The organism is Ectopseudomonas khazarica (assembly GCF_017915135.1).
In the GTDB taxonomy this organism is placed as follows: Bacteria; Pseudomonadota; Gammaproteobacteria; order Pseudomonadales; family Pseudomonadaceae; genus Aquipseudomonas; species Aquipseudomonas khazarica.
Genome location: NZ_CP068551.1, coordinates 473,333 through 491,309 on the forward strand (window position 1 = coordinate 473,333; position 17,977 = coordinate 491,309).

Annotated in this window: 14 protein-coding genes; 2 read left to right on the top strand and 12 right to left on the bottom strand. The window is 66.2% G+C overall.

Annotated elements, in window-relative coordinates; translation table 11 throughout:
• Window position 1: 1 nt before the first annotated feature.
• Window positions 2-1,819, bottom strand: coding sequence for an SLC13 family permease (locus JLK41_RS02235; protein WP_210390251.1), 1,818 nt, complete (start codon window positions 1,817-1,819; stop codon window positions 2-4).
• Between the two features lie 86 nt (window positions 1,820-1,905).
• Window positions 1,906-3,090 carry a BaiN/RdsA family NAD(P)/FAD-dependent oxidoreductase gene (locus tag JLK41_RS02240; RefSeq protein ID WP_210390252.1) on the bottom strand — a complete coding sequence of 395 codons (1,185 nt, stop codon included), beginning with the start codon at window positions 3,088-3,090 and terminating at the stop codon, window positions 1,906-1,908.
• A gap of 192 nt (window positions 3,091-3,282) precedes the next feature.
• On the opposite strand from JLK41_RS02240, the gene JLK41_RS02245 reads away from it, so the two are divergent.
• Window positions 3,283-4,014 (top strand): substrate-binding periplasmic protein, encoded by a 732-nt coding sequence (locus JLK41_RS02245; RefSeq protein ID WP_210390253.1) that lies wholly within the window; start codon window positions 3,283-3,285, stop codon window positions 4,012-4,014.
• Here the strand turns inward: JLK41_RS02245 and JLK41_RS02250 are convergent, their stop codons facing one another.
• The 3 genes from JLK41_RS02250 to mdtD all read right to left on the bottom strand — a co-directional run bounded on the left by JLK41_RS02250 (window position 4,015) and on the right by mdtD (window position 8,172).
• Window positions 4,015-5,250 (bottom strand): GGDEF domain-containing response regulator, encoded by a 1,236-nt coding sequence (locus JLK41_RS02250; RefSeq protein WP_210390254.1) that lies wholly within the window; start codon window positions 5,248-5,250, stop codon window positions 4,015-4,017.
• A 42-nt stretch (window positions 5,251-5,292) separates the two neighbouring features.
• Window positions 5,293-6,669 carry an ATP-dependent RNA helicase DbpA gene (dbpA, locus tag JLK41_RS02255; RefSeq protein WP_210390255.1) on the bottom strand — a complete coding sequence of 459 codons (1,377 nt, stop codon included), beginning with the start codon at window positions 6,667-6,669 and terminating at the stop codon, window positions 5,293-5,295.
• Window positions 6,670-6,750: 81 nt separating this feature from the next.
• Window positions 6,751-8,172, bottom strand: a complete 1,422-nt coding sequence (mdtD, locus tag JLK41_RS02260; protein ID WP_210390256.1) for a multidrug transporter subunit MdtD — start codon at window positions 8,170-8,172, stop codon at window positions 6,751-6,753.
• 129 nt (window positions 8,173-8,301) lie between these two features.
• Between mdtD and torT the strand changes: the two genes are divergently transcribed.
• Window positions 8,302-9,321 (top strand): TMAO reductase system periplasmic protein TorT, encoded by a 1,020-nt coding sequence (torT, locus tag JLK41_RS02265; RefSeq protein ID WP_037050008.1) that lies wholly within the window; start codon window positions 8,302-8,304, stop codon window positions 9,319-9,321.
• Here the strand turns inward: torT and betA are convergent.
• From betA to JLK41_RS02300, 7 genes are all read right to left on the bottom strand, one after another.
• A complete protein-coding gene (gene betA, locus JLK41_RS02270) occupies window positions 9,310-11,016 on the bottom strand; it encodes a choline dehydrogenase (RefSeq protein ID WP_210390257.1) in 1,707 nt (568 codons plus the stop codon). The genes torT and betA overlap by 12 nt on opposite strands.
• Window positions 11,017-11,135: 119 nt before the next feature.
• Window positions 11,136-12,608, bottom strand: a complete 1,473-nt coding sequence (gene betB / locus JLK41_RS02275) for a betaine-aldehyde dehydrogenase (RefSeq protein ID WP_037050004.1) — start codon at window positions 12,606-12,608, stop codon at window positions 11,136-11,138.
• Between the two features lie 158 nt (window positions 12,609-12,766).
• On the bottom strand, window positions 12,767-13,357 hold the full coding sequence (gene betI / locus JLK41_RS02280; protein WP_047592981.1) for a transcriptional regulator BetI: 591 nt from the start codon (window positions 13,355-13,357) through the stop codon (window positions 12,767-12,769).
• A 138-nt stretch (window positions 13,358-13,495) separates the two neighbouring features.
• Window positions 13,496-14,347 carry a glycine betaine ABC transporter substrate-binding protein gene (locus JLK41_RS02285; protein ID WP_037049999.1) on the bottom strand — a complete coding sequence of 284 codons (852 nt, stop codon included), beginning with the start codon at window positions 14,345-14,347 and terminating at the stop codon, window positions 13,496-13,498.
• Between the two features lie 207 nt (window positions 14,348-14,554).
• Window positions 14,555-15,499 (bottom strand): choline ABC transporter substrate-binding protein, encoded by a 945-nt coding sequence (locus JLK41_RS02290; RefSeq protein ID WP_175253255.1) that lies wholly within the window; start codon window positions 15,497-15,499, stop codon window positions 14,555-14,557.
• A gap of 28 nt (window positions 15,500-15,527) precedes the next feature.
• On the bottom strand, window positions 15,528-16,412 hold the full coding sequence (locus JLK41_RS02295) for an ABC transporter permease (protein ID WP_037049993.1): 885 nt from the start codon (window positions 16,410-16,412) through the stop codon (window positions 15,528-15,530).
• Window positions 16,405-17,610, bottom strand: coding sequence for a quaternary amine ABC transporter ATP-binding protein (locus JLK41_RS02300; RefSeq protein ID WP_037049990.1), 1,206 nt, complete (start codon window positions 17,608-17,610; stop codon window positions 16,405-16,407). The genes JLK41_RS02295 and JLK41_RS02300 overlap by 8 nt, the downstream gene beginning before the upstream one ends.
• Between the last annotated feature and the right edge of the window lie 367 nt (window positions 17,611-17,977).

Sequence of the window (17,977 nt, forward strand, 5' to 3'; positions counted from 1 at the left end):
TCTACAGCGGCCAGACCCACAGCAGCATCGGTACGCTCAGCGCGACCACGAGAATCTCCAGTGGCAGGCCCAGGCGCCAGTAATCGCCGAAGCGAAAACCGCCGGGGCTGAGGATCAGTGTGTTGTTCTGGTGACCGATGGGGGTCAGGAACGAGCACGAGGCACCGATGGCCACGGCCATCAGCAGCGCATCCGGGCTGACGCCAAGCTGGCTCGCAGCGCTCAGCGCGATCGGGCACATCACGGCGGCGGTAGCGGCGTTGTTCATGAAGTCCGACAGGGTCATGGTCACCACCAGCAGCAGGGTGACGATGACGATCGGATTGCCCTGGGCCAGGTGCTCCATCAGCAGGCGGGCCAGCAGGTCGGCCGCGCCGCTCGATGACATCGCCCCGGCCACCGGAATCAGGGCGCCGAGCAGGACGATCACCGGCCAGTCGATGGCCTCATAGACGGCGCGCAGGGGCACCAGGCGCAGCAGCATGTAGGCCAGCACGCCGGTGGCGAAGGCTATCGCCGCGGAGAGCAGGCCGAAGGCTGCTGCGGCAATGGCCAGGAGCATGATGCCGAGGGCCAGGTTGGCCTGGCGCGGGTCGGGGATGTTGATGGCGCGCGCCGCCAGGGGCACGCAGCCGTAGTCGTTGGCGAACTCGCCGATGTCCTCGGCGCTGCCCTGCATCAGCAGCACGTCACCGTTCTGGATGAGGGTCGAACGCAGGCGCTTGATCGAACGATGGCTCTGGCGCGAGATGGCCAGCAGGTTGATGGCGTAACGGCTGCGCAGGCGCGTGCTGCTGGCGGAACGTCCGATCAGCGACGAGTCCGGCTTGACCAGCAGTTCCAGCAGGGTGCGTTCGTCGCCGTTGCTGTCCTTCTTTTCCGCGTCCTTGTCGTTGTCCTGTTCCTCGCGTTGCTCCGCTTCCTCGGCCTCGCGTGCGGCCTCCAGCAGCAGGTCCAGCTGGCTGAGCACTTCACCCAGTTCCTCCGGGTCGGCCTCGATCACCAGCACGTCGTCGGCCTGCAGCACCCGGCGCGGGTTGGGCGCGCTCAGGCGCAGCTTGTTGCGCACCATGGCGACCACCTGGGCGTCGGCTTCGTCGAGCAACTGCTCGATCTCGCGCAGGGTCTTGCCCTGTGCCACGCCACCTTCCTTGACCCGGGCCTCGGTCAGGTAGTGGCCGGTATCGAAGCTGGCGGCATTGCCGACCTCGCGTCTGGGAACCAGGCGCCAGCCGAGCAGGGTGATGAACAGCACGCCGGCCAGCGCCACGGCGACACCGACCGGGCTGAAGTCGAACATGGCGAAGGGGCCGTCGCCGTGCTGTGCGCGAAAGCTGGAGACGATCAGGTTCGGAGGCGTGCCGATCAGCGTGGTCATGCCGCCGAGGATGGTGCCGAAGGCCAGCGGCATGAGGATGCGTCCTGGCGGCATTTCCAGGCGCGAGGCGATCTGCAGGGCGATGGGCATCAGCAGGGCGAGGGCACCGACGTTGTTCATGAACGCCGACAACAGGGCGCCCAGGCCGGTCAGAGCGGCGATCGACAGCAGCACGCCGGAGCCACTGGGAATCAGGCGCAGGGCCAGGCGGTTGACCGCGCCGGTACGTTGCAGGCCGTAGCTGAGTACCAGCACGCAGGCCACGGTGATCACCGCCGGGTGGCCGAAGCCGGTGAAGGCCTCGCGCTCGGGCACCAGGCCGACGATGACACAGGCCAGCAGGGCACCGAGGGCCACCACATCGTGCCGCCAGCGGCCCCAGATGAACAGCCCCATGCTGGCGACGAGAATGGCGAAGATCTGGCCTTGTTCGAGGGTCATGGGGCGGGACTGTCCTTGTGGCGCGCACGGGCGCATGTGCTGTATGTAGCAGAGTGCGCGCTGCCCCGGCAGTTCCCGGCCTTCTGCTAGACGAACTGGGCGGCGGCGTAGCCCGAGGCCCAGGCCCACTGGAAGTTGAAGCCGCCGAGATGCCCGGTGACGTCCAGCACCTCGCCGATGAAGTACAGCCCGGGGACCTTGAGCGACTCCAGGGTCTTCGAGGACACCTCGTGGGTGTCGATCCCGCCCAGGGTGACCTCGGCGGTGCGATAGCCCTCGGTGCCGGCCGGTACCAGTTGCCAGTCGGACAGGCGCTCGGCGATCGCCGTCAGTTCCTCCGGGGTGTACTGCTTCAGTGGCTTGTTGACGAACCAGCTGTCGACCAGCAGCGTCGCCATCTTGCGGGTGAACAGCTCGGCCAGCAGGGTCTTCAGCTCACTGTTGCCTCGCTCGCGCTGCTGCGTGGCCAGCCATTCGGGCAGGTCGATGTGCGGCAGCAGGTCGATATGCAGGGTGTCGCCGGGTTGCCAGTAGGACGATATCTGCAGGATCGCCGGGCCGGAGAGGCCACGGTGCGTGAAGAGGATGTTCTCGACGAAGCTCTGGCCGTTGCAACTGACCCGGCAGTCCTCCACCGAGGTGCCGGACAGTTCCGTGCACAGTGCCTTGAGCTGCGGTTCGGTGACCGTGAAGGGCACCAGGCCGGCGCGGGTCGGCAGCAGCGTATGGCCGAACTGCCTGGCCACCTGGTAGCCGAAACCGCTGGCGCCCAGGGTCGGGATGGACAGGCCACCGCTGGCGATCACCAGCGACTGGCAGGCCACGTCGCCCAGGTCGGTGTGCAGGAGGAAGCCCTGTGCGGCCTTGTCGATGCTCTGCACGGCCGTGTTCAGGCGAATCTCGGCGCCTGACTCGGCGCATTCGGCCAGCAGCAGCTCAAGGATGTCGCTGGACTTGTGGTCGCAGAACAGCTGGCCGAGCTTCTTCTCGTGGTAGGGCACAGCATGCTTGGCCACCAGGCCGATGAAGTCCCACTGGGTGAAGCGCGCCAGCGCCGATTTGCAGAAGTGCGGGTTGCCGGAGAGAAAGTTGGCCGGCTCGCAGTACAGGTTGGTGAAGTTGCAGCGCCCGCCTCCTGACATGAGGATCTTCTTGCCGGCCTTGTTGGCATGGTCCAGCACCAGCACCTTGCGCCCGCGGGCCGCTGCAGTGGCTGCGCACATCAGGCCGGCGGCACCCGCGCCGATGATCAGTACCTCGGTTTGCAACACGAAAGATTCCCCTGGCTGGCGCAGGATCGGCTGCGCGAAAACCCGCGGAGTTTACCCGAAGCGGTCGAGGCCGGCATGGCGGCGAAGTGTGCAGATCCCAGGGCATTTGTGGCTGTTTCAGGGGCGAGACAGTGACGCTGGCCATCAGGGCTGCTATCACTACAGGGGCCCACCCCGGATGGACCGCCGTCGATGCCCCTGTTGCGCGCCTGGCTGTTGCTGCTGATGTCGTTGCCTGCGTTGGCGGCGGCCGAATCGTTGCGGCTGGTGGCCGACCCCTGGCCACCGTTCACCGATCAGCGGCTACCCGGCAACGGCCTGGCCAGTGACCTGGTGGAGCAGGCCCTCGAGCGTGCCGGATACCGCACCCACTATGCCGAGGTGCCCTGGGAGCGGGCCGTGCTGGGGCTCAAGCGGGGTGACTACGATGTGCTGATCAATGCCTGGTACAGCGTGGAACGCACGCGGTTCGGTCATTTCTCGCAGCCGTACCTGATCAATCGCATCCGCTTCCTGCAGCGCAAGGGCGGCGATATCCGCTTTCAGCGCCTGGCCGATCTCTATCCGCACAGCATTGCGGTGGTCAGGGGCTACGCCTACTCCAAGGCGTTCGACAACGACCCGGACCTGCACAAGGTCGGCGTCAGCAGCTTCGAGATCGCCGCGCGCATGCTCAACGCCGGGCGGGTGGAGCTGGCGCTCGAGGATGAACTGGTGGCGCGGCATCAGCTAGGGCGCAGCCTGAGCATGCTGCGTGACGGCCTGGAGTTCCTGCCGCAGCCGCTGAGCGAGAACGGCCTGCACATTCTGGTGCGTCTGGGGCATCCCGAGCACAAGGCGATCGTCGAGCGCTTCGATGCGGCGATCCAGGCCATGCGCGACGATGGCAGCTACGCCGCGACGTTTCGCCGCCACGGCTTCTGATCAGGCCAGAACGGTGCGGGCGCGGCCCTGCTGCTTGGCCCGGTACAGGCGGATATCGGCCTCGTGCAGGAGGCTCTCCAGGTCCTCCGGCTCGCCGTGATACAGCCCGGCGCTGAACGACAGCGGCGGCGCACCGACGGCGTAGTGCAGGCCGGCGCAGTGCTGGCGCAGCTTCTCCAGTGCCTGGTTCACGTGATCGGCGCCGTGCAGCGTGAGCAGGGCGAATTCCTCGCCGCCGAGGCGCCCCAGGAGCATGTCCGGGAAAAAACTGCTCAGAACGCGGGCGAAGACCACCAGCGCGCTGTCGCCGCTGGCGTGGCCGAAGCCGTCGTTGATCTGTTTGAAATGATCGAGGTCGAGCATCGCCACGCTGATGTGGCGGCTGTCGCGCTGGGCCTGCTGCAGAATCTGCATGCCCTGTTCGTAGAACGCACGGCGGTTTCTCAGCCCGGTCAGGGCATCGTATTCGGCGGCTTTCTTCAGGGCGCGCAGCAGGTCGCGGCGTTCCAGGGTCGACATCACCCGGCAGTTCAGTTCCTCGGGGCAGAACGGCTTGCGCAGGAAATCGTCGGCCCCGTGCTTGATGAACTGGGCGCTGAGCGAACCCTTGGGGTCGGCGGAGACACCGATGATGATCAGGTCGTTGAGCCGCAGCTTCTGCCGCAGCAGCTTGACCAGTTCGAAGCCGCTGACGCCGGGCATGGAGTGATCGAGCACCAGCAGGTCGAGGTCCGGATGCTCGTTGAGCTGGCGCAGGGTCTCCTTGCCGTCGCGGGCCTCGATGATCTGGTAGTGGTGCGGCTCGAGAATATGGCGGATGTAGTGGCGCTGGGCGTCTGAGTCGTCGGCGATGAGGATCTTGATGTGACTGTTGTGATCGAGCCGGTGCAACAGGCGGAAGGCGTACTCGTAGGAGTGCTGGCTTTCCTTGAGCACGTAGTCGACCACGCCCTTCATCAGCAGCTCGTCGCGGCGCTGCTCGTTGTAGCTGCCACTGAGCACGATGCAGGGCAGGTGATAGCGCATCACCAGGTCGACGCTCTCGCCATTGGGCGCGTCCGGCAGGTGCAGGTCGACGATGGCGGCGAAGAACAGGTCGGAGGAGGTGTCCAGCATCACTTCGGCTTCGGCCAGCGAGGCACAGAAGATCGGCTCCAGATCCGGTTCCTGGCGGAACAGATGCTCGAGGATCTTCAGTACCAGCGGGCTGTCTTCGATGACCAGAATATTGCGCATGGGTGACTCCGGCCCCAGGCCATTTAATGCTTTATATCAGCCTTACACTAGACGCACACGCAAAGATCGGCCCTTGATCTTGCCCTCTGCAAGGCGACTCAGGGCCTTGCGGGCGACGTCGCGCTGAACGGCGACATAGGCCTGGTGATCGAACAGGGCGATCTTGCCGACCTGGTCGCCACCGATGCCCGCGTCGCCGGTCAGCGCGCCGAGAATGTCGCCGGGGCGCAACTTGTCCTTGCGCCCGGCGGCGATGCACAGGGTGTGCATCGGCGGCAGCAGCGGCTCACCGGTGGCTTTCGCGGCGGGCAGCGGGTACCAGGCCAGTTCCTTGCCCAGCAGGGCTTCGATGGCCTGGGCGCGGCCGGCTTCGGCCGGCGCCACCAGGCTCAGGGCCAGGCCTTTCTCACCGGCCCGTCCGCTGCGGCCGATGCGGTGGATGTGCACCTCTGCATCCCGGCTCAGCTCGACGTTGATCACCATCTCCAGGCCGGCGATGTCCAGGCCGCGTGCGGCGACGTCGGTGGCCACCAGCACGCTGAGGCTGCGGTTGGCGAACAGGGCGAGGATCTGGTCGCGCTCGCGCTGCTCCAGATCGCCGTGCAGGGCTGCGGCGGAGATCTTCTCCGCCTCCAGTTGCCTGGCCAGCTCGTCGCATTGCTGGCGTGTGGCGCAGAAGGCCACCACCGGCTGCTTGCGCAAATGCCGCAGCAAGGTGCTGACTGCCTCCATGCGCTGGCTCGGGGCGATCTCGTAGAAGCGTTGTTCGATCTGCCCGTCGTCGTGCAGTGCCTCGACCTCGACCCGCTCCGGGTTGCGCAGGAAGCGTGCGGCGAGCTGTTCGATGCCGGCCGGATAGGTGGCGGAGAACAGCAGTGTCTGGCGCCGGGCCGGGGTCTGCTCGATGATCTCGCTGATGCTGTCGACGAAGCCCATGTCGAGCATGCGGTCGGCCTCGTCGAGTACCAGGGTGTTGAGGCCGTCGACCTTCAGCGTGCCCTTGCGCAGGTGTTCCTGCACGCGTCCCGGGGTGCCGACGATGACGTGCGCGCCGTGCTCCAGCGAGCCGATCTGCGGGCCGAAGGGTACGCCACCGCAGAGGGTGAGGACCTTGATGTTGTCGGCGGCTCGCGCCAGGCGGCGCAGTTCCTTGGCCACCTGATCGGCCAGCTCGCGGGTCGGGCACAGCACCAGGGCCTGGCAGCCGAAGTAGCGCGGGTTGAGCGGATGCAGCAGGCCGATGCCGAAGGCCGCGGTCTTGCCGCTGCCGGTCTTGGCCTGGGCGATCAGGTCACGGCCCTTGAGCATCAGCGGCAGGCTGGCGGCCTGGATGGGCGTCATCTCGGCATAGCCGATGGCGGCGAGATTGGCCTGCATGGCGGCGGAAAGGGGAAGGCTGGCGAAGGCGTTGGCGGTCACGGCAAGGGCTCGGGGCTGGTGAAACAGGGCCGCAGTGTAGCAGGCCGGGTCCGGCGCTTCTGTAATGATGCCGGCAGTTCTTCAGTCGTCCGTCGGCAGCTGCACGGTCCGCCCGCCGCGTCCCTCCCGGGGATCCAGCTGGAGGAAGATCGCGGCGGCCAGCATCGACAGCAGGCCCACGCACAGGTAGGTGGCCTGGAACGCCTGGAGCACCTGACCGTCACCTGCGAATTCCTGGCTGAAGCCACTGAGCAGGGCGGCTGCGGAGGCGACGCCGAGGCCCATCGCCAGTTGCACCACCACCGACAGCAGGCTGTTGCCGCTGCTGGCGTCGCGGTTGTCCAGGTCGATCAGGGTCACGGTGTTCATCGCGGTGAACTGCAGCGAGTTGCAGGCGCCGATCAGGCTCAGCTGGACGATCAGTTGCAGGGTCGAGGTCCCGGCATCCACCAGCGCCAGGCTGGCGATCAGGGCGCCGAGCAGCAGGGTGTTGCTGGTGAGGATGTTGCGGTAGCCGATGCGTTCGATCAGCGGCTTGGCCAGGGGCTTCACCGCCATGGCGGCCAGGGCCAGGGGAATCAGGCTCATGCCGGCCTGAGCCGGGGAATAGCCCATCGCCAGTTGCAGCAGCAGCGGCGTGAGAAAGGGCAGCGCTCCGCTGCCCAGGCGGGCGAAGAGGTTGCCGATGATGCCCACGGCGAAGCTGCGGGTGTGGAACAGCGAAGGGGCGAACAGGGGGTGTTCGATACGCCCGGCGCGTAGCCAGTAGGCGGCGAGGCAGGCCATGCCGCCGAGCAGCAGCAGGACCACGCGCAGGGTCGGCAGGTGCAGTTCGCCGAGGCCTTCCAGGGCCACGGTGATCAGCAGCATGGCGGCGCCGAACAGCAGGAAGCCCGCCGTGTCGAAGCGGCTGCGCTCCGGGCCGCGCAGGTCCGGCATGTGCCGCAGTGCGGCCCAGCAACCGAGCAGCCCGACCGGCAGGTTGATCAGGAAGATCCAGTGCCAGCTGGCCACTTCCACCAGCCAGCCGCCGAGCGTGGGACCGATCAGCGGTCCGAGCAGGCCGGGCAGGGTGATGAAGCTCATGATGCGCACCAGCTCCGAGCGCGGGTAGGCGCGCAGCACCACCAGGCGCCCCACCGGCATCATCAGGGCGCCACCGAGGCCCTGGATCACGCGCGCCGCGATCAGCATGCCCAGCGAGGTGGACAGGGCGCACAGCAGCGAGCCCAGGCTGAACAGGGCGATGGCGCCGAAGAAGATGCGCCGTGTGCCGAAACGGTCGGCGATCCAGCCCGAGGCCGGGATCAGCAGCGCCACGGTGAGCATGTAGGCGATCACCACCGACTGCATGCGCAGCGGGTCCTCGGCCAGGTCGCGGGCCATGGCCGGGAGGGCGGTATTGAGGATGGTGCCGTCCAGCGTTTGCATGAAGAAGGCGATGGCGACTATCCATGGCAGCAGGCGGGCGGTACTCGGATCGAGCGGGGTGGGGCTGGTCATGCTGTTCTCGTGATCTGCGCGCTTCACTCTAGGCTGCCGCCAGCGCTCAGGCAAACCCGAACGTGGGGCGGAGAGGGTGCTACGCTGGTTCTGGTGGCATATCGCCCGTTACGGGCTAAGGATGGCTTGATGCGTTGGATATCCCTGTGGCTTTCCCTCGCGTGCCAATCGCTCCTGGCAGCGGAATGGTTTCCCTACCCGGTTCAGGCCGATGGCCGCATGCTGGACTACCGGCCGTTGCCGGCGGCCGCCCAGCCATGGCGAATCTGCGCGCTGTTGCCGCACGGCAAGGACCGCTACTGGTGGGGCGTCGCCTGGGGGCTGGATCAGGAGGCGCAGCGCCTGGGTGTGCGTCTCGGCATCTACGAAGCCGGCGGCTACGAGCATGGCGACGTGCAGCTCGAACAGTTCGACCGCTGTGTGGCCGAAGGGGCCGATGCCTTCGTCGTCGCCAGCATCAACACCTATGACCTGTGCAGTGCCGCGAAAGTGCAGTTGCAGGCCGGAAGGCCGGTCATCGATCTGATCAATCGCCTGGACTGCACGGGGCTCAGTGCCCATTCGCGGGTCGATTTCGCCGACATGACACGCGCCACGCTGGACTACCTGGTGCGCGTCAGTGGCGGCCGGCCGATCCGGGTCGGCTGGTTGCCAGGTCCGGCCGATGCCGGCTGGGTGCAGGATGCCGAGCGCGGGCTACGCGAGGCGCTGGCTGGCAAGGCCATCACCCTGGCCCATGGCGGCTACGGACCGGTGGATCGCAGCCGCCAGGCCAAGCTGGTTCGCGAGTTGCTCAAGCAGCATCCGCAACTCGACTACCTGATCGGCAATGCCGAAGCGGCTGCGTTCGCTGCGCAGCTGGTGCGCAACACCGGTTCCGGGGCGCAGGTGCTGTCCTTCTATGCCACCGAGCGGGTGCTGGAGCAGATTCGCGAGGGCCAGGTGCTGGCCGCGCCGACCGATTCGCCGGTGATCCAGGCGCGCGTCGCGCTGGACCTGGCGGTGCGTGGCCTGCACGGCGAGAAGCTGCCGCAGCTGATCAGTCCGCAGATCGAGATGCTCGATGCCGCGTCGCTCAGGCATTTCGACCTCGGCCGGCTGATGCCGCCCGAGGGGCACTGGATGATCCGCCAGGAACTACCCGACTAGGCGGTCGTTGGCGTTGCGCAGCGGCGCCTCGCGTACCGGACGCTCGCCCGCCACGAAGTAGGGCGCGGTGCTGCGCGGCAGGGGCTGGCGCCCGCGAATCCGGTCGGCGATCTTCTCGGCGATCATGATGGTGGTGGCGTTGAGGTTGCCGGTGATGATCTCCGGCATGATCGACGCATCCACCACGCGCAGGCCCTGCAGGCCATGCACGCGGCCCTGGCCGTCGACCACCGCCATGTCGTCCTCGCCCATCTTGCACGAGCAGGACGGGTGGAAGGCGGTTTCCGCGTGCTCGCGAATGAAGGCATCGAGCTGCGCGTCGCTCTGCACGTCGGCGCCCGGGCTGATCTCGCGGCCGCGGTAGGGATCGAGCGCCGGTTGCGCCATGATCTCGCGGGTCAGGCGGATGCCGTCGCGGAATTCCTGCCAGTCCTGTTCGCTGCTCATGTAATTGAAGAGGATGCTCGGGTGCTGGCGCGGGTCCTTGGACTTGAGCTGGACGCGGCCACGGCTCGGTGAGCGCATGGAGCCGACGTGGGCCTGGAAGCCATGTTCGCTCACCGCGTTGCTGCCGTTGTAGTTGATCGCCACCGGCAGGAAATGGAACTGGATGTTGGGCCAGGCGAACTCCGGGCGGGTGCGGATGAAGCCGCCAGCCTCGAACTGGTTGCTGGCACCGATACCCTTGCCGCCGAACAGCCATTGCGCACCGATCGCCGGCTGGTTGTGCAGCTTCAGCGCGGGGTACAGCGACACCGGCTTGGTGCAGGCGTACTGCAGGTACATCTCCAGATGGTCCTGCAGGTTCTGCCCGACACCCGGCAGATCGTGGACCAGGGTGATGTCCAGTTCGCCGAGCAGCGCCGCGGGGCCGACGCCGGAGCGTTGCAGGATCTGCGGCGAGGCGATGGCGCCAGCGCACAGCAGCACCTCGCGGCGGGCGTGGGCGGTGTGGGCGTCGTTCGAGTTGCCGAGCAGGTAGCTGACGCCGCTGGCGCGCTTGCCGTCGAAGAGGATGCGGTCGCTGGTGGCATGGGTGACGATGGTCAGGTTCGGACGCTCGCGTGCCTGGTCCAGATAGCCACGTGCGGTGCTGGCGCGGCGACCTTGCGGGGTCACGGTCCGGTCCATCGGGCCGAAGCCTTCCTGCTGGTAGCCGTTGAGGTCGGAGGTGCGCGGGTAGCCGGCCTGCACGCCGGCCTCGACCATGGCGTGGAACAGCGGGTTGTTGCCCGCCTTGGGCGTGGTCACGCTGACCGGGCCGTCGCCGCCGTGGTAGTCGTCGGGCCCGATGTCGCGGGTTTCCGCCTTGCGGAAGTAGGGCAGGCAATCGAGGTAGGTCCAGTCTTCCAGGCCCTTGGCGTTGGCCCAGTTGTCGAAATCCAGGGCGTTGCCGCGGATGTAGCACATGCCGTTGATCAGCGACGAGCCGCCGAGGCCCTTGCCGCGCCCGCACTCCATGCGCCGGTTGTTCATGTGCGGCTCGGGGTCTGTCTCGTAGGCCCAGTTGTAGCGGCGCCCCTGCAGCGGGTAGGCCAGGGCGGCGGGCATCTGGGTACGGAAGTCGAGGCGGTAGTCCGGGCCGCCGGCTTCGAGCAGCAGGACGCTGACGTCCGCATCTTCGCTCAGGCGGGTGGCCAGGACGTTACCGGCCGAACCGGCACCGATGATGATGTAGTCGAATTCCTGAGGCATGGCTCCTCCTGTTGCCCGGCGGTTATCCGGGAGAACGCGGGTGACTGTCCCCGGATCAGGGCCGGGGCTAGGGGGCGGCAATTCGGGCAGGTGCGGATCGCTCCTGCCCTGGCGGGTGGTCAGAACACCGAGGCGTAGTCGCCCAGCTCCACCTGCACCGACTTGATGCGCGTGTAGTGGCCGAGCGTGACCAGGCCGTTCTCGCGGCCCACGCCGGACTGCTTGTAGCCACCGACGGGCATCTCGGCCGGCGATTCGCCCCAGGTGTTGATCCAGCAGATGCCGGCTTCCAGCTTGTGGATGACCCGGTGCGCGCGATTCAGGTCGCGGGTCACCACGCCGGCGGCGAGGCCGTAGTCGGTGTCGTTGGCGCGGCGGATCACTTCTTCTTCGTCGTCGTAGACGAGGATGCTCATCACTGGGCCGAAGATTTCCTCGCGCACGATGGTCATGTCGTCCCGGCAGTCGGTGAACACGGTGGGGGCCACGTAGGCGCCGCTGGCGTAGTCGCCGTCGGTCACACGCGAGCCGCCGATCAGTAGGCGCGCGCCTTCGCTGCGGCCCTTGTCGATGTAGCCGAGCACGCTTTCCATGTGCGCGAAGCTCACCAGCGGACCGAAGTTGGTGGCGTCGGCCAGCGGGTCGCCGAGGCGGATGCGCTTGACCCGCTCCAGCACCTTGGCTTCGAAGCGCGCCTGCAGCATGCGCGGCACGAACACGCGGGTGCCGTTGGTGCAGACCTGGCCGGAGCTGTAGAAGTTGGCCATCACTGCGATGTCGGCGGCGCGGTCCAGGTCGGCGTCCTCGAAGACGATCAGCGGCGACTTGCCGCCCAGTTCCATGGTCACTTCCTTGAGGCTGGAACTGGAGGCGCTGGCCATGACCTTCTTGCCGGTGACGGTGCCGCCGGTGAAGGAGACCTTCTCGATGCCCGGATGCTCGGTCAGCCATTGGCCGACCTCCCGGCCGCTGCCGGTGAGCACGTTGAACACGCCGGCTGGCAGACCGGCTTCGCTGTAGATCTCGGCCAGCTTCAGGGCGGTCAGCGAGGTGACCTCGCTGGGCTTGAAGATCATCGCGTTGCCGGCGGCCAGGGCCGGGGCGGATTTCCACAGGGCGATCTGGATCGGGTAGTTCCAGGCGCCGATGCCGGCGACCACGCCCAGTGGCTCGCGGCGGGTGTAGGCGAAGGAGGTGTCGCGCAGCGGAATCTGCTCGCCCTCGATGGCCGGAATCAGGCCGGCGTAGTACTCCAGCACGTCGGCGCCGGTGACGATGTCGACGTAGCGGGTCTCGGAGAGCGGCTTGCCGGTATCGAGGGTTTCCAGCTCGGCCAGCTCGTCGTTGCGCTCGCGCAGGATGTCCACCGCCTTGCGCAGCACGCGCGAGCGCTGCATGGCGGTCATCGCCGCCCACACCTTCTGGCCCTCGGCTGCGCAGGCCACGGCCCGGTCGACATCCGCCTGACTGGCACGTTGCACCTTGGCCAGCACCTCGCCGGTGGCCGGGTTGATGCTGTCGAAGGTTTCTCCACTGCTGGCGGCGACGTACTGGCCACCGATGTAGAGCTGCTGTTCGGCGAAACGGGGCATGGGCTGTCCTCTGGATTCGGTCATCTGCTTGAGAACAGCCTATTTTATTTAAATTGAACGATCAATCAATAAAAACGACAGCACGCAGCCAATCACGACATGGCGACTGATCACGGAGTCAGCCAGGCCGGGGGGCTGTGCGGCGGGTTACACCGCGCTTAGGGCGCCTTGCTCAGCTGCAGGTCGAGGTAGTCGTAGGCGATGCGGCGTGCCTGCCCGGTGTCGAAGGTCTCGCCGGAGAGCGCACCGCGCAGCCACAGGCCGTCGATCAGCGAGGCCAGGCCGCGAGCGGCGAGGCGTGCCTGATCCTGCGGCAAGGCGCGATGGAACTGGCCGCAGAGGTTGGAGTAGAGGCGATGGTCGTTGACCCGCTGCAGGCGCCGCAGCGCCGGGTGGTGCATGCTGCTGGCCCAGAATGCCAGCCAGGTCTTCATGGCGGGGCCACTGACCTGACTGTCGTCGAAGTTGCCGTCGATCATCGCGCGCAGATGGGCGCGGGGGGCGTCGTCGCCGAGTGCCAGGCGGCGTTCGGCCACGGCGTCGCGCAGCGCCTGCATGAGGTGGCGCATGGTCGCCTCGAGCAGGCCGTTCTTGTCCTTGAAGTAGTGGCTGATGATGCCGTTGGAGACCCCGGCCAGGCGTGCGATATAGGCGATGCTGGCGTCGGCCATGCCGACCTGGTCCACGGCTTCCAGGGTGGCGGCGATCAGTTGAGAACGGCGAATGGGCTGCATGCCGACCTTGGGCATCGGTCTCTCCGTGCGGGCGGGGGAGCCGAAGTCTAGGCGGATTTTGATCGGGCGATCAATTAAACCTGCGCTCGAGCGAGCGTCAGAAACGACGAAGCGGGCCAGGGGCCCGCTGCGTCTGCTCGATGAAACCGAGCCTTACTTCAGCCAGCTGTCGACGCGCTCCGGGTGGGCGGCGATCCAGTCCTTGGCGGCCTGCTCCGGCTTGGCGCCTTCGCGGATGGCGAGCATCACGGCGCCCACTTCCTCGCCGCTCCAGGACAGCTTGGAGAGGAACGCGGCGGCGTCGGCGGCCTTGCCCTTCAGTTCCGGGTTGGCCACGGTGTCGACGCGCTCGTCATCGCCGTAGACCTTTTTCGGATCTTCGAGGAAGCGCAGTTTCCACTTGGCGAACATCCAGTGCGGGATCCAGCCGGTGACCACGATCGGCTTCTGTGCCTTTTCGGCGCGGGTCAGGGCGGTGGCCATGGCCGGGCCGGAGCTCGGCATCAGCTTGATGCTGGCCAGGTTGTATTCCTTGATGGCGTCTTCGGTGCGGCGCATCACGCCGGCACCGGCGTCGATGCCGGTGATCTTGCCGTCGAAGTCCTTGGCGTATTTCTCCAGGTCCTCGATGCTCTTGGCCTGCACGTACTCAGGCACGATCAGGCCGATCTTGGCGCCGGAGTAGTTGGTGCCGAGGATCTCGACCTTGTCCTTGAGCTTCTCGTAGTACTCGCCGTGAGTCGCCGGCAGCCAGGCGGAGAGGGTGGCGTCGAGGTCGCCACGGGCCACGCCCTGCCACATGATGGCCGGCTCGACCGGCTTCAATTCGACCTTGTAGCCGAGTTTGCTCTGCAGGATCTCGCCAGCGACGTGGGTGACGGCGACGCTGTCGTCCCAGCCGTTGACGTAACCGATCTTGAGAGTGGGTTTCTCGGCAGCGAGGGCGCTGCCCATGCCGATGGCCAGGGCGGCGGCGCCGAGGCAGAGATGCTTGAATACGCGCATGTTCTTGTGCTCCGTCAGTTGAGTGGCAGTTGCAATATCGTTGACTGGCTCGTTCTCATTGCGGGCCTTGCGAATCCGTGTTGCGCAGCAGATTGCCGGTTCGCGGGCAGATTCTCCCCGCCACGACCAGAGGTCGGCACCTGGGTGCTGGAGGGGAGATTCCAGGCCCGGACCTGAGGTCGCGGGCCTGAATCGGGTCGTGGCCTGTTACAGCCCGACGTGTTTCTTCACGGCAGCTACACCGTCCTGGCCGTCGAAGGTGGTCACGCCGCTCAGCCACTGGTCGAGGATCGCCGGGTTGGCCTTGATCCACTCCTTGGCGACGGTCTGCGGGTTCTCCTTCTCCAGCACCTTCTCCATCAGCTGGCTTTCCATTTCCACGGTGAACTGCAGGTTGCCCAGCAGCTTGCCGACGTTCTCGCAGCGAGCCTCGTAGTCCGGCGGGACCACGGTGTAGACCTTGGCTGCGCCGTAGTCGGGGCCGAACACATCGTCACCGCCGGACAGGTAGGTGATGTCGTACTGGGTGTTCATCGGGTGCGGAGCCCAGCCGAGGAAGACCACTGGCTCCTTCTTCTTGATGGCGCGCGATACCTGCACCAGCATCCCAGCCTCGCTGGACTCGACCATGCGGAAGCTGCCGAGGTCGAACTGGTTGTTCTTGATCATGCCGTCGATCAGCAGGTTGCCGTCGTTGCCCGGCTCGATGCCGTAGATCTTGCCGCCCAGCTGGTCCTTGAACTTGGCGATGTCCTGGAAGCTCTTGAGGCCGGCCTCGGCTGCATAGGTCGGTACCGCGAGGGTGTACTTGGCCCCTTCGAGGTTGGCCTTCTCCAGCACCTTGACGCCATTGTCCTTGAGGAACGGCTCGATCACCGAGTCCATCGAGGGGGCCCAGTAGCCGAGGAACACATCGACCTGGCCGCTTTTCACGCCGGTGAAGGCGATGGGCACCGATGCCATGATCTTGCGCGGCTGGTAGCCCAGGCCTTCGACCAGGGTCATGGCCACGCCGGTGGTCGCGGCGATGTCGGCCCAGCCGATCTCGGCGAAACGCACCTGCTTGCAGCTGGCCGGCTCGGCTGCCATCGCACCCTGCATCAGTGCGCACGACAGCAGGCCGATGGCGGCGGTGGTCTTGATCGTTTTCATCTGCGGTTCCCTGTGAAGTGAAACGGAATTAGGTGGACTGACGCTGCAGCTTGCCGCTGAACCAGGCGACGATGCCGCGCTTGTTCGTTTGCGGGGTGCCGAAGCTTTCGGTAATGCGGTCGAGGATGATCGCCAGCAACACCACGGCCATGCCGCTTTCGAAGCCTAGCCCGATATCCAGGCGCTGGATGCTGGCCAGTACGTCGTTGCCCAGGCCGCCGGCGCCGACCATCGAGGCGATGATCACCATCGACAGGGCCATCATGATGGTCTGGTTGACGCCCGCCATGATCGACGGCATGGCATTGGGCAGCTGGACCTTGAACAGCAGCTGGCGGCTGGTGCAGCCGAAGGACTGACCGGCTTCGACGATTTCCTTGTTCACCTGGCGGATGCCCAGGCTGGTCAGGCGCACCGCCGGCGGCATGGCGAAGATCACCGTGGCGATGATGCCCGGCACGCGACCCAGGCCGAAGAGCATGGCCGCCGGGATCAGGTAGACGAACGCCGGCATGGTCTGCATGAAGTCGAGGATCGGCCGGATGATGGTCGCCACGCGCTCGCTCCTGGCGGCCCAGATGCCCAGCGGGATGCCCAGCAGCAGGCTGATCAGCGTCGAGGAGAAGGTCAGGCCGAGGGTCACGACGGTCTGCTCCCAGAAGCCGGTCATGACGATGAGGATGAATGCCACCGCGGTGAACACGGCGAAACGGGCGCCGATGCGCCACAGGCCGAGGGCGACGAAGATGGCGATCAGCAGCCAGGCCGGCGGCAGCATCAGCAGGTTTTCGATGGCTTCGGAGAAGCCGCTGACGACCTGGCCGATGCTGTCGAAGGCACCGCTGTAGTTGTCCAGCAGGTGCTGGACGACGTCGTTGACCCAGCTACCCAGGTCGAGCTTCTTGTCATTCATTGGCTTCACCCTGCAGTCGGGTCAGCAGGCGGCCCTTGCTGATGGCGCCACAGTAGTGGCCTTCGGCGTCGACCACCGGGATCGGCCCCTCGTTGTCCACGAGACGGGTGATGACGTCTTCCAGCGGCATGTCTTCCGGAACGGGGACGACCTGCTTGAGCGCCTCGCTTTCCAGCGGCCTGGGCTCGTCGCCATCGACCATCAGGGCGATCTTCTCCAGGCTGATGGAGCCCTGGAAATTGTTCTGCTCGTCGACGATGAAGGCGTAGTGCTTGTCCAGCGCCTGCAGTTCCTTGCAGATCTTCGCCGCATCCGGCGCCTTGCCGTTGTAGACGTAGGTCGGCACGCTGTCGGCCTTGAGCTGGCCGGCGGTGAGGTAGCGGCTGGTGTCGACGGTGTCGAAGAAGTTGCGCACGTACTCGTTGGCCGGCTTCTCGATCAGCTCCTGCGGGGTGCCGACCTGGATCAGCTTGCCGCCCTCCATGATGCCGATGCGGGTACCGATGCGCATGGCTTCTTCGATGTCGTGGGAAACGAAGATGATGGTGCGGCGATGGGTCTTCTGCAGCTCCAGCAGCACGTCCTGCATTTCGCGGCGCTTGAGCGGGTCGAGGGCGGAGAAGGCCTCGTCCATGATGATCATCGACGGGTTCACCGTCAGCGCGCGGGCCAGGCCAACGCGCTGCTGCATGCCGCCGGAGAGTTCATGCGGGTACTTGTGGGCGAAGGTGTCCAGGCCGACCTGGGTGAGCACGTCCATGGCGCGCTTCTCGCGTTCCTTGCGGCCGACGCCGGCGACTTCGAGGCCGAACGCGGCGTTGTCCAGCACGCTGCGCGAAGGCATCAGGGCGAAGGACTGGAAGACCATGCTCATGTCGCGACGACGCAGGTCGATCAGTTGCGACTGCGGCAGCTTGGCGACGTTCTGGCCATCGATGTAGACATCGCCGGCGCTGGGTTCGACCAGGCGGTTGATGAGGCGGATCAGGGTGGACTTGCCAGAGCCGGAGAGGCCCATGAGAACGAAGATTTCGCCTTCTTCGACACTGAACGAGACATCACTGACGCCGATCACGGCGCCTTTCTCGGCCAGGATCTTCTCCTTGCTCCAGCCTTCCTTGAGCAAGTCGATGGCTTCTTGTGGGTTTGAGCCGAAAACCTTGTACAGGTGTTCGACCACGATCTTTCCAGACTGCATGGGACGTTTCCCCTTCAAGCGATATTCAGGTCACGCTGGCACGGCCGAGCACGCGTCGTCGAAGCGTAGGTCAGCTGTGTCAGGTCTCTGATACCTGTGTGGGTGTTTGCTGAAGTGTCGAGGCTGGTGGGCGTTTCGCTGCTGGCCGGGTTGGTGACACTCGGGCACACCGCAACGCACGCGGCCGTTGGCAGGAACTGCCCGCTGCGTCGTCGCGACCTGTTGATGAGTGACCACTGTCTTGCCGTGCTGCAAACCGCTTTCCAAACCCTCTGGCAGTGTTTCGAAGCCCATTCCCTTGGGATTTCATGCGCCATCCTGGCGCATGCGTACATCCGAAATTTCTTGTTGGGCTGGCGCCCAATTG